Consider the following 14,127-nt stretch of genomic DNA (forward strand, 5'->3'; position numbering starts at 1 on the left):
CGTTCACCCCGCCCGCCCTCACCTTCGGCGCCGTCACGCGCGTCGAGACCGGCAAACTCCTCGAATACGACACCCCCGGCGGCCACGTGCGATGGGAACTGGCCGCGGGCACCGGCCACGGCGCCCGCCTCATCATCACCCACACCGGCGACCCTTCCGCGCGCGACGCCTGGCGCGTCCACGTCGAAAAGCTCGCCTCCGCCCTTGTCGACTAAGAGGTTCTTGGATTCGGGAGGATTGTCTGTCAACCCAGGCCCTTTACAAAGTAGATCATCAGGCGCCGACATTGAGGGCCGCAGCCGTCACCGCCCGCGCCCGGCCCGGTGCCACCAGCAGATCCGTCGCATCCGATAGCTGATCCACACACCCGACCACCGGCAACCCCTTGATCACCGGGTCCGTCACCGACGCCATCAGCGCATCGGCGAACCGGTCCCCGTCGATCACCTGGAACGGCCGGTCGTAGAACCCGCGCACCCCCTCATCCAGCCATCCGGCCAGCCGCGTGCGGTTCTGCAGCGCCGCCACCCGCGCGTACGCCGCCGCCAGCGCCGCCTCGCGCTCACGCCATGACCGGGCCGCCATCGCCGTCCCCAGCGACTCCCCCAGCTCGGTCGAGCCCGGCATGCGCGCCAGCGCGCTGCCGAGCCACTTGGCGTACGGCGGATAGCGCCGCCGCAGCAGCAGCGCCAGCCGCATCACCTCCCGCGCCAGCCGCGCTCCCACCACGGCCGAGCCCAGTTCGTCGCCCACCTCGCCGCACCGGCCGGGGAACGGCTCCTCCTGCGCGATCCGCCGCCACTGACACGCCAGGACGTAGCGCCACACGTCATCGGGATACCAGCTCAGCGCCGCCCTGGCCGCCTCCAGCCCGCCCAGCCCGTCGTGGAAGACCTCACCGCACGTCACCTCCGCCAGGCTCTGCCACGGCGCCGACAACCAGTCCAGCAGCGACACTCCCCGCCTCGGGTCGAACCCCAGCCGCCCGGCCAGCCACTCCCCCGGCTCCGTCACCGTCACCCCGGAGCGCACCTGCCCGTGATAGGCGAACACCGTCGGGAACCCGCCGAACCGGTCCGGCAGGCCCGCCTCCACCGCCGCCCGCACCTCGGCCGCCTCCTCGCCGCGCACGAACAGCAACACCCGCGGCCCCCAGTCATGGTCGGTGGAGCGGGCGGTGTCGAACGCCAGCACCTCCGAGCCCGGCCCGATCAACGCGGCGCTGTGCGTGACCCCGGGGATCAGCGGCGCCACCACCTCGTGATAAAAAGCCCGCGACAAATCAATACCAGGTACGAAATCGCACATCACGCCGTCCACTGTGCACCAGCGCCGCCGGAACCTCACCCCAATTTCCGCCGCCATCAGCACCGGTCAGCGGCCGACGAACATCGGCGGTGGCGCCGGCTGACCTCCGCCGGGCCGGGATGCCTGGCGACCTGATCCGCCGTCGAGTGGCCCACGCAGCCGCGAGCGACGTGCACCACGTCCTTGGGCCGAAGCGACGCTGCCTCTGGCTCCGCACCTCAGTGGGCCCGATCGCGTCGAATCGCGCCCATCGCATCCAGCGTGCTCACGCATCGCAGCAGGCGGATGCCAGCGCCTGCCTGATGATCAGCCGGCGACGCAGCGCCATGCGCCGGTTGTCCACCCGCCGCAGGCGCTCGGCGACGGCCTCGTCGCGCCGGGCCCAGTCGCGGACGGCGAGGTCGATGGGCAGCAGGCGGTCTTCGGAGAAGGTGAGCATGCCCGCGCGCTGGATCTTGGCCTTCGGGTCGCCTTCCTGGTTCCTGACCGGCAACCTCCTCGTACGGGTGACCGGCGGGCGGCTGGCCCTGGGCACCTTTCTGCGCTATGACCGGATCCCGGGCCACGTCCTGTGGCCTGCGCTGTCCGCCGTCCACCGCCGCCTGGCTCCCGGGCTGCTCCGCGACGCCGAGGCGAAGATGCGGACTCACCGGCCGGGAGCGGCGGGCCGCTCCCAGAGGGCCGGTCACGCCGGGGCGCTGCGCGAGATGATCGGCACCTTCTGCTCCGACGCTGACGAGGTCGAGGCCCGCAGCATGCTCGCCTTCTGCGTGGCGATCGGCGAGCACTTCCTGGCCGCCGACCACGGCGGGCGCACCCGGGGCGAGGTCCTGGCCCGCGCCGCCGACCTGCTGCTCGACCGTCGGCACGACAACGGCTGACCATCCCGTTCACCGGCACCGGTCACAGATCGTGCGTGGCTCGGGCAGGCGGCCACGGCGGTCAGCCCACCGCCCGGGACGCCGCCACCCGCCGCCTGCGGTAACCGAGCCGCTCGTACACCCGGATGGCCGCAGGATTGGTGTCGTCCACCATGAGCGCCGCCCGCCCGTAGGCCGCCACCAACTCCCGCGACACCCACCGGCACACCCGGCCGGCCAGTCCTCTGCCACGATGACGGGCCCGCGTCGCCACCCCGGCCAGCAATCCCACCGTGGGCGCCGACCAGGCGTCGGCCGCCACAGCCGCCAGCTCCCCGCCGGCCCGTACGCCCGCCCAGCGCCGCACCCCCGCCAGACCGGGCACCGCGTACGAGGAGGGCGCCTCGGCCGCCAGCAGCGCCGCGACCTGCGCGTTCTCGCTGTCATCCAGCCACCCGACCTCGCCCTCGCCCTCGCCCTCGTCCGAACAGCCCACCTCGGCCCTGCCGGCCATGCCGAGCGTCGCGGACGTGCCCGGAAGGACCGGCGTGCCGCGAACGACGGTGGCGTCCGCCGGATCGCCGGTCGTGCTGCCGGGAGCTGCCGGGTCGAAGGCCCCGGTGTCCAGGCTCATCCACGAGAACCGCCCGGCCACCTCCAGCCCTTCCAGCCTGACCGTCACCTCCCGCATCAGCGCCGCCTCACCCAGCGGCCGGTACGACGGGCCCAGCTCCGCCAGCGCATGGCGTACCAGCTCGGCGGCGTGCGCCGCATCACCCCGCACCGCGAGCCGGTCCCGCCGCGACACCTGCGGGCAGGCCGCCGCCACCGCCTCGCCCAGCGCCCACGCCCGGGCACCCTTGCGGAGCCCCTGCGCCGCCCACATCACCAGGTCGTCGTCCCCGCAGGCCGCCCGCACCTCGGCCGCGGAGCAGAGCTCGCGGATCACAGGATGGCGCCGGGGCGGTACGCGGCCGCCTCCGGATGCTCCGCCACGACCTCGTCCACCTGCCGCACGACCGCCGTCACCTGGTCGCCGGCCGCGCCCGTGAACGACACCCGGTCGGCCAGCAACTCCTCCAGCGCCGGACGGCCGAGCGGGAAACGCACGTCGGCGGCCAGCCGGTCGAGCAGGTCGTTGGCGGCTCCGTGCGAGCGCATCGCCAGCGCCGCCGCCACGGCGTGCTCCTTGATCAGCTCGTGCGCCTGCTCGCGCCCCACCCCGGCGCGCACCGCCGCCATCAGCATCTTCGTCGTCGCCAGGAACGGCAGGTAGCGGTCCAGCTCGGCCGAGATCACCGCGGGGAACGCGCCGAACTCGTCCAGCACCGTCAGCATCGTCTCCACCAGCCCGTCGAAGGCGAAGAACGCGTCCGGCAGCGCCACGCGGCGCACCACCGAGCAGGACACGTCGCCCTCGTTCCACTGGTCGCCCGCCAGCTCCCCCACCATGGAGGCGTAGCCGCGCAACACGACCGTCAGGCCGTTGACGCGCTCGCAGGAGCGGGTGTTCATCTTGTGCGGCATCGCCGACGAGCCGACCTGGCCCTTCTTGAACCCCTCGGTGACCAGCTCGTGCCCGGCCATCAGCCGGATCGTCCTGGCCAGCGAGGACGGCGACGCCGCCAGCTGCACCAGCGCGGTGATCACCTCGTAGTCGAGCGAGCGCGGATAAACCTGGCCCACACTGGTGAACCGGTGCGCGAACCCCAGGTGGGCGGCCACCCGCTCCTCCAGCCCGGCGAGCTTGCCGCGGTCGCCGCCCAGCAGGTCGAGCATGTCCTGGGCGGTGCCCACCGGGCCCTTGATCCCGCGCAGCGGGTAGCGGCCGATCAGCTCCTCCAGCCGCCTGTAGGCCACCAGCAGCTCATCGGCCGCCGTCGCGAAGCGCTTGCCCAGGGTGGTGGCCTGCGCGGCCACGTTGTGCGAGCGGCCTGCGACCACCGTGGCCTGGTGCTCCGCGGCCAGGCGAGCCAGGCGGGCCAGCAGCGCCACCGTCCTGTCGCGCACCAGCACGAGGCTGTCGCGCACCTGCAGCTGCTCGACGTTCTCCGTCAGGTCGCGCGAGGTCATGCCCTTGTGCACCTGCTCGTGCCCGGCCAGCGCGTTGAACTCCTCGATGCGCGCCTTGACGTCGTGCCGGGTCACCCGCTCGCGCGCCGCGATCGAGGCCAGATCGACCTGCTCGACCACCTTGTCATAATCGGCGATGGCCTCCTCGGGCACCGCCACGCCCAGCTCGGCCTGGGCGCGCAGCACCGCCAGCCACAACCGCCGCTCGGCGACGATCTTGTATTCGGCGGACCACAGGCGGGCCAGCTCGGGCGAGGCATAACGAGCGGCCAGGACATCGGGGATACGCGGCTTGGCAGTCACGTTCGACAAGTGTATTCACACGCCCCCGCCGGGCGCGCAGGGGCACCGCGCGCCCGGCACGAACACCCAAGCGGCGGCCGGGCGCCCGGCATCAGGAACACTTGCCGGTCAGCTCGGCCAGGCGCCGCTCCACGACCGCCAGCCGATCGGCCAGCGAACGGCTGTGCAGCAGCTCGGCGACCCAGTCGCCCTCATCATCGTCCAGCTCCACCACCTGCGACGCCGTGTCGGCATCGGCCCGGTCGTAGAACATCAAGGCGCGCCGCCCGTCGTCGAAGACCACGACGCCGATGTGATCTCCTCGCCTCGTGTCGTAGTGGTGGACGGTGCCGCTGCCGGGGACGGTGGCGTGAGTGATGTCCACTGCGCCGATTCTCCTTTCGTGACGGCCGCTCGGCCGGGGTCGGTGTCGGTGTCGCCGCGCTCGCCGTACCAGTGGGCCAGCCGGCCGCGCCGCGCGACCGCGCGCAGGCGGCGCTCGACCTGCGCACGGGCGGCGCTGGTGGTGACGATGAGCACGTCGTCGCCCTCCCGCAGCGACGTTGCGGGCTCGGGGACGATGGTGTCGCCGTCGCGGATGATCAGTACGACATTCGAGGGCGCCGCCAGGCGCAGTTCGAAGATCTCCACTCCGTGCAGACGGGAGCCGGGCGGGATGGTGAGCGTGAGCAGGTCGGCGCCCAGCACGTCCAGCGGGGCGGCCTCGATGGTCACCTCCCTGGTCTGGCCGGGCTGGGTGATGCCCAGCAGCCGGGCCATCACCGGCAGTACGGGCCCCTGGACGAGGACGAACAGCGCCACCACCACGAACACGATGTTCAGCAGCTGCTGGCTGCCGGGCACCGCCGCGACGATGGGGAAGGTGGCCAGCACGATCGGCACCGCACCCCGCAGGCCCGCCCAGGAGATGAACGCCTGCTCCCGCCAGCCCCAGCGGAAGGGAAGCAGGCAGGCGACCACCGACAAGGGCCTGGCCACCAGCAGCAGCACCAGGCCGACCACGATGGCCGGCAGCAGCGCGGCGCCCAGCTCGCTCGGGTCGACCAGCAGGCCGAGCATGACGAACAGGCCGATCTGGGCCAGCCACCCGACGCCCTCGGCGAAGGAGCGCGTGGCGGCGCGATGCGGCAGGACCGCGTTGCCGAGCACGATGCCGGCCAGGTAGGCGGCCATGAAACCGGACGCGCCCGCCCCCCCGGCAGCGGCGAACGCGATCACGCCGAGCCCCAGAGTGGCCAGCGGGTACAGGCCCGTGGCGGGCAACGCCACGTAGCGCAACGCCGCCGTCCCCGCCCAGCCGATCAGCAGCCCGATCAGCGCCCCCGCCACCAGCTGGTAGGCGATCTGCCCCGCCACGGCCGCCGGGCCGGGCAGGCCGGCGGCGGCGGTGCTGAACACCAGCACCAGGATGACGGTGGGAGCGTCGTTGAACCCGGACTCGGCCTCCACCAGGCCCGCCGCCCGGCGCGGCAGCGGCAGCGCCCGCAGGACCGAGAACACCGCGGCCGCGTCCGTCGAGGACACGATCGCACCCAGCAGCAGCGCCAGCCGCCAGTCCATGCCCAGCAGGAAGTGGGCGCCCGCGGCGGTGACCAGGACGCTGACCGCGACGCCCGCCGTGGCCAGCAGCGCCGACGGCACCACCAGCCGGCGCAGGTCGGTCCACCTGGTGCTCAGGCCACCCTCGATGAGGATGATCGCCAGGGCCGAGGTGCCGAGCGTCTGCGCCAGCCCGGCGTCGTCGAACTCGATCCCGAGGACGTCCTCGCCGAGCAGCACCCCGAGCGCGAGGAACAGCAGCAGGCCAGGCAGTCCCAGCCTGCTCGCCGTACGCGCCGCGGCGATGCCGGCCAGCAGGACGACCCCGCCGGCGAGCAGCACCGCGTACAGCTGCTGCAGGCTCATCGCGGCACCTCGAAGGCTCGGTCAGCCCATCCCCTACCCACCCGGACGCGTCTCCCGCGCCCGGTTCGCCCACGCGATGAGCTCGCCCCGCACCGGTGCCTGGACATCGTCGACGTCCAAAAGGGTGACGCGCACACCCCACCGGCCGGTCGCCTCGCTGATCCGCGCCGCCATCTCCGCGCCGCTCCGGCTGATCATCGCCGGCAGGTCCGCCAGATCGGCCTCAGCGCAGAACAGGTCCAGGCACCCCACCGGCTCCACCGCGGCGGACTCCCCGACGATGGGGAGCGTGTGACCTGCGAGCATGCCTGTCTCCCGGTCGTCGTCCGCCCGGCCGGCACGCAGGTCATCCCGTACGACCAGGCCCGGGACCGGGCTCCCGTCCGCCCAGTCTCGCCCGACGGCCAGGGCGGCGCCATCGGGCGCAGCACCCATTCCCGAGGGGAGCCACCCTGTAGACGCCTCCCCTCAGACGACGGCGTGCCCGGCGGGAGGGAACCCCCGCCGGGCACGTCAACCCCGGCGACCTTCCGGCGCCGGGACGCCCTCACGCCGGATGACCGGCCAGATCCTGCGTCCCCGCGCCGTCGGCGTCCGCACGCACCCGATGGCTCGCCGGCCCCGGCCCCGCCCCTCGGTCACGCCCGCGCGTCACCACGACGTACAACGTCGGCACCAGGACCAGCGTCAGCAGCGTCGAGGAGATCAGACCACCGATCACCACGATCGCCAGCGGCTGCGAGATGAACCCGCCCGAACCCGTCACCCCCAGCGCCATCGGCGTCAGCGCACAGATCGTGGCCACCGCCGTCATCAGGATGGGCCGCAACCTGCGCCGGCCACCCTCGATCACCGCCTCCACCACGCCCATGCCCTGATCCCGGTACTGGTTGATCAGGTCGATCAGCACGATCGCGTTCGTCACCACGATGCCGATCAGCATCAGCATGCCGATCAGCGCCGGCACGCCCAGCGCCGTGCCCGTCGCCACCAGCAGCCCGATCGCGCCCGTCGCCGCGAACGGGATCGACACCAGCAGGATCACCGGCTGGATGAAGCTGCGGAACGTCGCCACCATGATCAGGAAGACGATCGCGATCGCCGCCAGCATCGCCATGCCGAGGTCGGCGAACGCGTCGGCCTGGTCGGCGGACACCCCGCCGATCTCGTACGACGCCCCCGCGGCCAGCGTCAGCCCGTCCAGCTTCGTCGTCAGCGCCGTCGTCACGCTGCCCAGGTCGGCCGCGTCCGCCTTGGCCGACACCGTCGCGGACCGCTCACCGTCGATCCTGGTCACCTGCGTCGGCCCGGCCACCTGCCGTACGTCGGCCACCGACGACAACGTCACCATCCCGGCGGCCGTCGGCAGCTTCAGATTCTCGATCGCCTCGACGTCGTCCGGCGCGTCGGCCCCGCGCAGCACCAGGTCGCTCGCCCGCCCGTCCAGCGTGATCTGGCCCAGCGGCGCGCCGCGGAAGGCCTGCGCCACTGCCTGCCCCACCTGCGCCTCCGACAGGCCCCGCTCGGCGGCCTCCTCGCGGTCGACCACGACCTCGACCCGCGGCGCGCTCGACTCCAGGTCGGACGACACGTCCTTCAGCCCGGAAACCTCGCCCATCGCCGCCGCGACCATGGCGTTCGCCGCCCGCAGCGTCTCCGCGTCGGAAGCCTGCACGATCACGTCGATCGTGTCGGAAGAGAACCCGGCCGCCTGCGCGCCCACCGTGACCTCGCCGACCCCCGACAGACCCTCGACCCCGTCGCGCACCGCCTGCTCGACCTTCGCGGTGTCGGCGCCCTCCTCAAGGGTCACCGAGTACGAGGCCCGGTCCGCGCCGCCGCCGACCGCCCCGCCCGACATCGCGTTTCCGCCGCCCACGTTCACCTGGTACGTCTCCACGCCGTCCAGGCCGGCCAGCACCTCCTCGACCTTCTGCGCGGCCTTGTCGGTGGTCTTCAGATCGGTGCCCACCGGCATCCGCTGCGACACGGAGACCGTGTCCTGGCCCGACGCGTCCAGGAAGTTCGTCTGCAGCCCGCCGGCCAGCCCCATCGTGCCGACGAACACCGCCACCCCGATCAGCACCGTCACCAGCTTGAAACGGGTCGCGAACCGCAGCACGGGAAGGTAGGACCGCTGCAGCGGCGAGCGCAGCTCCTTCGCCTCGGCCTCCTCACGCTGCTTGCGCGCCTGCTCCGGCGTCAGCACGGGCGCCTTCAGGAACCAGTACGCCAGCACCGGCACCACCGTCAGCGACACCACCAGCGAGGCCAGCAACGCCACCGCCACCGTGATCGCGAACGGGCTGAACAACTCGCCCACCATGCCGCCCACGATCGCGATCGGCGCGAACACCGCCACCGTGGTCAACGTCGAGGCCGTCACCGCCCCCGACACCTCGCGCACCGCCGTCAAGATCGCCTGAAGCTTCGCCTCGCCGTAACCGAGATGCCGCTTGATGTTCTCCAGCACCACGATCGAGTCGTCGACCACGCGGCCCACCGCGATCGTCAGCGCGCCCAGCGTCAGCATGTTCAGCGAATAGTCGCCCGCCCACAACACGAGCAGCGCGATCACCACCGACAGCGGGATCGACACCGCCGTCACCAGCGTCGACCGCACCGACAACAGGAACACCAGGATCACCAGGACCGCGAACACCAGACCCAGCAGCCCCTCGGTGGTCAGGCTCTCGATCGACTCCTCCACGTACGGCGCCTGGTCGAACACGACCGACACCGCCGTGTCCGACGAGTCGCCCAGCGCCCTGGTCAGCTCGGGCAGCTTCTCCCGGACATCATGCGAGATCGCCACCGCGTTGCCGTCGGGCGTCATCGTCACCGCCACGCCCAGGCTCGTCTTGCCGTCCGTACGGGTGAGCGTCGTCGCCTCCGCCAGCCCGCGCTTGATCTCGGCGACGTCACCCAGCTTCACCGGCTTGAGCGGCTTCGGCCTGACCGGCTGCTGCGCGACCGGCCCCTGATCCGGCTGACCCTGCGCCTGCTGCTGACCCTGCGCCTGCTGCTGGCTCCGCTGCTGCCCCTGCTGGCTTTGGGGCGGGCCCTGCTGCTGAGACTGGGGACGGCCGGGCTGCCGCTGAGCCTGCTGAGGGGTCGCCGCCGGCTGGGCGGGCGTCAGGTACAGGCTCTCCAGCTCCGACACCGAGTCGACCCGCGAACCCACCTGGACCGTCAGCGCCTTGCCGTCCTCGGTCAGCGTCCCTGCCGGGATCGGCGTGCCGTTCGCCTTCAGCACCTCGGGGATCTGCGCCGCCGACACCCCCGCCAGCGCCATCTTCCTGGCATCAGGCTCGATCGTCACGACCTCCTCGCGGGTCCCCGTGACCGACACCTCGCGCACGCCCTCAACGCCCTGCAACTCCGGCACCAGGATCCGGCGCAGCTTGTCGGCCATCGACCGCTCGTCACCGCCGTCGCCCACCGCCAGCACCAGCACCGGGATGTCATCGGTGTTGCCCGCCACCACCTGGGGCTCGACGCCCTCCGGCAACGTCACCCGGTTGATGGCCTGCTGCATCTTGTTCACCGACGACTCGACGTCGGTGCCGTACTCGAAGCCCACCTGGATCTGCGCCAGGCCCTCCTTCGAGGTCGAGGTCATCTGCTCCATCCCGGCGAGCCCCTGGAAGGAGTCCTCGATCGGCTTGGTGACCTGGTCCTCGACGATCTCGGGCGAGGCGCCGGCGAACGGCGCCACCACGAACGCGCCGGGGAAGGACAAGGACGGCAGCAACTGCTGTTTCAACTGAGGGATGGCGAACGCGCCGAACGCGCTGACCACCACCGCGATCAGGATCACAAGGCTGCGGTTGACCAGGCTCAACCGGGCGAAAGCGGTCATGGGCTCCCCTCCAAGAGTTCGCCACAGACTAACACTTCGCCTGATACGAATATTTAGACAGTCCGAGACTTCCTGATAACCTTCTCAGGAAGGCGAGAGGTGAGTGTGAGCAGCGAACGCGAAGACCTGATCCACCGGATCTCCGAAACCCAGCGTGGCCTCGGGCGACTGTTCGCCCAGCACCACTCCCCCCTGTTCACCTCCAACCTCACCATGCGGCAGCTCAAAGTCGTCATGCTCCTGGCGATCAACGGCTCCTCCTCCGGCCAGGACCTCGCCCACGCGCTCGGCGTCGGCCTCGGCACCGTCACCGGCATCGTCGACCGCCTCGTCGCCCAGGGCCTGGCCAGCCGGCACGAAGACCCCCACGACCGGCGCGTGCGCCGCGTCGAGCTCACCCCCGAGGGCGCCGCCCTCATCGAAGAGATCAACAACGCCGGCCACGAACACTACCGCCGCATCATGGACCACCTCGACCTGGAAACGCTGCGCGCCCTCGACCACGTCACCCGCACCATCCGCGACGTCGCCGCCAACCTCACCCCCGGCGACGACACCTGCCGGCAGTAGCGGCCGGGGGCCTCGTTGCCGGGAAGGTGGGTCGGAATGAGGAGGTCGTTGTCCCGGGCGACTGCCTTTACCATGTAGATTTCTCGGCCAGCCGGGACAAGACGTCCGGCAGACCACCCTCGTGCACCACCGTCAGCCGCCGCGTCGCCCGCGTCACCGCGACGTACAGGTCCTGCCCGCCCATCGGCGACTGATCCAGGATGCCCTGCGCATCCACCACCACGACCGCGTCGAACTCCAGCCCCTTGGCCTGCCCCACCGTCAGCACCACCACTGGCGCCTCCAGATCGCCCTCCGGGAACAACCGCGCCACCTCGGCGTGCCGCGCGTCCGGCGTCACCACGCCCACCCGGCCCGCACCGATCTCGCCGGCCTCGGCACCGGCCTCTGGGCCGATCTCCGCCAGCTCCGCCTTCACGAGCGCCGGCAGATCCGCCACCGCGTGGCGCACCGCCCGCGGCTCCGCCCCGCCCGACCGCACCGACTCGGGCGGCTCCTGCTCGGGCGCGAACGCCCGCAGCACGTCCGCCGCCACCCGCATGATCTCCACCGGCGTGCGGTAGTTCACCAGCAGCCGCTCCACCCGCCAGCGGCCCTCCAGATAGGGGTCGAGCACCTCGCCCCACGAACGCGCCCCCGCCGCCGATCCCGTCTGCGCCAGGTCACCCACCACGGTCAGCGACTTCGCCGGCACCCGCCGCATGACCATCCGCCAGGCCATCGGCGACAGCTCCTGCGCCTCGTCCACGATCACGTGCCCGTAGGCCCACGAACGGTCGGCCACCGCCCGGTCGGCCGTGGTCAGGCCCGAGCCGTCGTCGGCGTGCCGCTCGGCCAGCACGTCGGCCCGCTCGAAGATGCCCTGCTCGGCCACGCCCGTCGACTCCAGCACCTCCCGGGCGTAGCGCTCGTGCTCGGCCCACTCCTGCTCGGCCTCCCTGGCCGCCAACCGCCGGGCCGAGTCTTCCTCGCCCAGCAGCTCGGCCGCCTCGTCCAGCAGCGGCACGTCGCCAGGCGTCCAGGCGGAGCCGGGCGGGCGTACCAGCTCCTGCCAGGCCAGGCCCGGCGGAGCCACCGAGCGCAACGTCTCCGCCGACGCCAGCAGGTCGTCGATCAGCCGCTGCGGCGTCAGCTCCGGCCACAGCCCGTCCACCGCGCGCCGGATCTCCGGTTCGCCCCACAACCGCCGCGAGGCCAGCTCCAGGTCGATCTCGTCCAGATCGGCCTCCAGATCGAGCGGCTCGCTCAGCTCCGGATCGTCCACCTCCAGCTCCTCGATGTGCAGCGACTCCTCCAGCGCCCGCGCCTCCGCCCTGGCCAGCTCCTTCAGTAGCTCGCTCACGTACAGCTTGCGCGCCATGTTGTGCGGCAGCCGCACCGCCCGCGCCCGCTCGCGCAGCCGCGCGCACACCTCGTACGGCACCCGCAGCCGTAGCCCGTCCAGCTCCACGACCAGATCGGCGCCCGGCACCGCCTGGCGCAGCTCCAGCGCCCTGGCCACCACCTCGGCCATGCGCGGATCGCCCTTGGCCACCGCCGCAGCCGGGGAGTCGGCCGCGCGCGCCCGAACCCCCGGGAACATCTCCCCCACCGTGGCCATCACCACCTGCGTCTCCCCCAGCGCCGGCAGCACCTGGCTGATGTAGCGCAGGAACATCGGGTTGGGACCCACCACCAGCACCCCGCGCCGCTCCAGCGTGTCGCGGTGGGTGTAGAGCAGGTAGGCCGCCCGGTGCAGCGCCGCCACCGTCTTGCCGGTGCCAGGACCGCCCTGCACCACCAGCGCCCCCTGCAGCGAGGAGCGGATCACCCGGTCCTGCTCGGTCTGGATGGTGGCCACCACGTCGCCCATCCGGCCCGTCCTGCCCCGGCGCAACGCCGCCAGCAGCGCCGCCTCGCCCACCAGCGTGCGCCGGTCGCCGTCGCTCATGCCGTCCAGGTCGAACACCTCGTCGTCGATGCCGACCACCGTGCGGTCCTTCAGGTGCAGGTGCCTGCGGCGCACCAGCCCGCCGGGATCGGTGGCCGTGGCCACGTAGAACGGCCGCGCCGCCGGCGCCCGCCAGTCGATCAGCACCGACTCGTGCTCCTCGTCACGCAGGCCGATCCTGCCGATGTACGTGCTCTGTCCGGAACCGTCGTCGATGCGGCCGAAGCACAGGCCCCGCTCGACCGCGTTCAGCTGGGCCAGCCGCCGCGCCTGCTCCGAGGCCATCGCCTCGCGCTCGACCATCGCCTGGCGGGTGCCCGTCTCCCTGCCGTACGCCGTGCGCAGCGCCTCCTCCGCCCGCTGCCGGGCCGCGTCGAGCCGACCGTACAGCCACGACACGGCACGCTGCTCGCTGTCAAGGGCTTGCGCGAAACCATCTTGACGATTAGCCATTCGGTGGTATACTCCTAACGGGAGGGCTGTAAACGCTCATGCTCAGTAAGGCAGCATTCGAGCTTAACCCTCCGTGCCCTCGCGCGCAAACCCCTTCGCACCCTCCTCTCCGTCGGCGCGTGTCAGGCTGACGTCCACCGGCGTGTCACGGGCCGACGTACCGCCGGCGACCGCCGCATGCTGGCTGCCACCCCCATCTCGCCGGGGCCGAGCGTCAACGCACAACCGAACGGGCCGCCGCCAGAAGGAACGGGCCGGTCACCGGCGGGCTCATGCGCTGGGGACAGGCCCGGACACCGTGAGCGGCGTGGAGCGGGTGCCGTCGCCCTGTGGGGCCTGTCGGAGGTACGGCCGGCCTGCGGTGTGTGCAGACATTTCCGCAGCTCAGACCTATGCGGCGGTTGGTGCCGCGTTGGTCGACGGCAGCCCGTATCGTCGTGAGGGAGGAGGCGACGATGGCTGAGACGACCACAATTCGCGTGCGCCGCGTCTACGACGAGCCGACCGGCGATGACGGCACCCGGGTGCTGGTCGACCGGGTCTGGCCGCGCGGCATGGCCAAAGACCGAGCCCACCTCGACGAATGGTGCAAACAGGTCGCACCGTCGGCAGAACTGCGCACCTGGTACGCGCACGACCCCGAACGCTTCGAGGAGTTCGCCCGGCGCTACCGCGGCGAGCTGAAAGACCCCGAACGCGCCCAGGCCCTCGCCCACCTGCGTGAGCTCGCCACGAACCGGCCGCTCACCCTTCTCACCTCCACCAGGCGACCCGAGATCAGCCAGGCGGCCGTGCTCGCCGACGTGCTCGGCACGTAGGCCACCCAGCAGGCCACCCAGCAGGCGATCCCGCCACCCTTGCCG

At 72.2% G+C, this 14,127-nt stretch carries 13 protein-coding genes; 4 read left to right on the plus strand and 9 right to left on the minus strand.

The window, feature by feature from the left end; all coding sequences use genetic code 11:
* Positions 1–215: SRPBCC family protein (locus tag E1294_RS53080; RefSeq protein ID WP_484213986.1), on the plus strand; the 215-nt coding region annotated here is incomplete at its 5' end.
* Between the two features lie 58 nt (positions 216–273).
* On the opposite strand, the gene E1294_RS30120 is transcribed toward E1294_RS53080, so the two are convergent.
* The gene (locus E1294_RS30120) at positions 274–1,254 is read right to left on the minus strand and encodes a DUF4037 domain-containing protein (RefSeq protein WP_342775099.1); all 981 of its coding nucleotides are present in this window, start codon (positions 1,252–1,254) and stop codon (positions 274–276) included.
* A 319-nt stretch (positions 1,255–1,573) separates the two neighbouring features.
* Positions 1,574–1,747, minus strand: a complete 174-nt coding sequence (locus E1294_RS30125; protein ID WP_246083372.1) for a hypothetical protein — start codon at positions 1,745–1,747, stop codon at positions 1,574–1,576.
* Here E1294_RS30125 and E1294_RS56180 point away from each other — a divergent pair.
* Positions 1,746–2,189 carry a hypothetical protein gene (locus E1294_RS56180; protein ID WP_246083373.1) on the plus strand — a complete coding sequence of 148 codons (444 nt, stop codon included), beginning with the start codon at positions 1,746–1,748 and terminating at the stop codon, positions 2,187–2,189. The two genes, E1294_RS30125 and E1294_RS56180, sit on opposite strands and share 2 nt — an antisense overlap.
* 61 nt (positions 2,190–2,250) lie before the next feature.
* Here E1294_RS56180 and E1294_RS54830 read toward each other — a convergent pair whose 3' ends face one another.
* The 6 genes from E1294_RS54830 to E1294_RS30160 form a co-directional block, all read right to left on the minus strand.
* Positions 2,251–3,117 (minus strand): GNAT family N-acetyltransferase, encoded by an 867-nt coding sequence (locus tag E1294_RS54830; RefSeq protein ID WP_220448016.1) that lies wholly within the window; start codon positions 3,115–3,117, stop codon positions 2,251–2,253.
* Positions 3,114–4,544 (minus strand): adenylosuccinate lyase, encoded by a 1,431-nt coding sequence (purB, locus tag E1294_RS30140; RefSeq protein ID WP_132513974.1) that lies wholly within the window; start codon positions 4,542–4,544, stop codon positions 3,114–3,116. The genes E1294_RS54830 and purB overlap by 4 nt, the downstream gene beginning before the upstream one ends.
* A gap of 91 nt (positions 4,545–4,635) precedes the next feature.
* Complete coding sequence (locus E1294_RS30145; protein WP_132513976.1) at positions 4,636–4,908, minus strand: cation:proton antiporter regulatory subunit; 273 nt, start codon at positions 4,906–4,908, stop codon at positions 4,636–4,638.
* The gene (locus E1294_RS30150) at positions 4,797–6,449 is read right to left on the minus strand and encodes a potassium/proton antiporter (protein WP_132513978.1); all 1,653 of its coding nucleotides are present in this window, start codon (positions 6,447–6,449) and stop codon (positions 4,797–4,799) included. The genes E1294_RS30145 and E1294_RS30150 overlap by 112 nt, the downstream gene beginning before the upstream one ends.
* A 33-nt stretch (positions 6,450–6,482) precedes the next feature.
* On the minus strand, positions 6,483–6,884 hold the full coding sequence (locus E1294_RS30155; protein ID WP_132513980.1) for a hypothetical protein: 402 nt from the start codon (positions 6,882–6,884) through the stop codon (positions 6,483–6,485).
* A gap of 112 nt (positions 6,885–6,996) precedes the next feature.
* Positions 6,997–10,311, minus strand: coding sequence for an efflux RND transporter permease subunit (locus tag E1294_RS30160; RefSeq protein ID WP_132513982.1), 3,315 nt, complete (start codon positions 10,309–10,311; stop codon positions 6,997–6,999).
* Between the two features lie 105 nt (positions 10,312–10,416).
* On the opposite strand from E1294_RS30160, the gene E1294_RS30165 reads away from it, so the two are divergent.
* Positions 10,417–10,881 carry a MarR family winged helix-turn-helix transcriptional regulator gene (locus tag E1294_RS30165; RefSeq protein WP_132513984.1) on the plus strand — a complete coding sequence of 155 codons (465 nt, stop codon included), beginning with the start codon at positions 10,417–10,419 and terminating at the stop codon, positions 10,879–10,881.
* 67 nt (positions 10,882–10,948) lie between these two features.
* Here E1294_RS30165 and E1294_RS30170 read toward each other — a convergent pair whose 3' ends face one another.
* A complete protein-coding gene (locus E1294_RS30170; RefSeq protein WP_132513986.1) occupies positions 10,949–13,264 on the minus strand; it encodes a HelD family protein in 2,316 nt (771 codons plus the stop codon).
* Positions 13,265–13,719: 455 nt separating this feature from the next.
* Here E1294_RS30170 and E1294_RS30175 point away from each other — a divergent pair, with 455 nt between their 5' ends.
* Positions 13,720–14,082: a DUF488 domain-containing protein gene (locus tag E1294_RS30175; protein ID WP_132513988.1), complete on the plus strand. Its 363-nt coding sequence runs from the start codon at positions 13,720–13,722 to the stop codon at positions 14,080–14,082.
* Positions 14,083–14,127: the final 45 nt, after the last annotated feature.

The organism is Nonomuraea diastatica (assembly GCF_004349015.1).
Classification (GTDB): Bacteria; Actinomycetota; Actinomycetes; order Streptosporangiales; family Streptosporangiaceae; genus Nonomuraea; species Nonomuraea diastatica.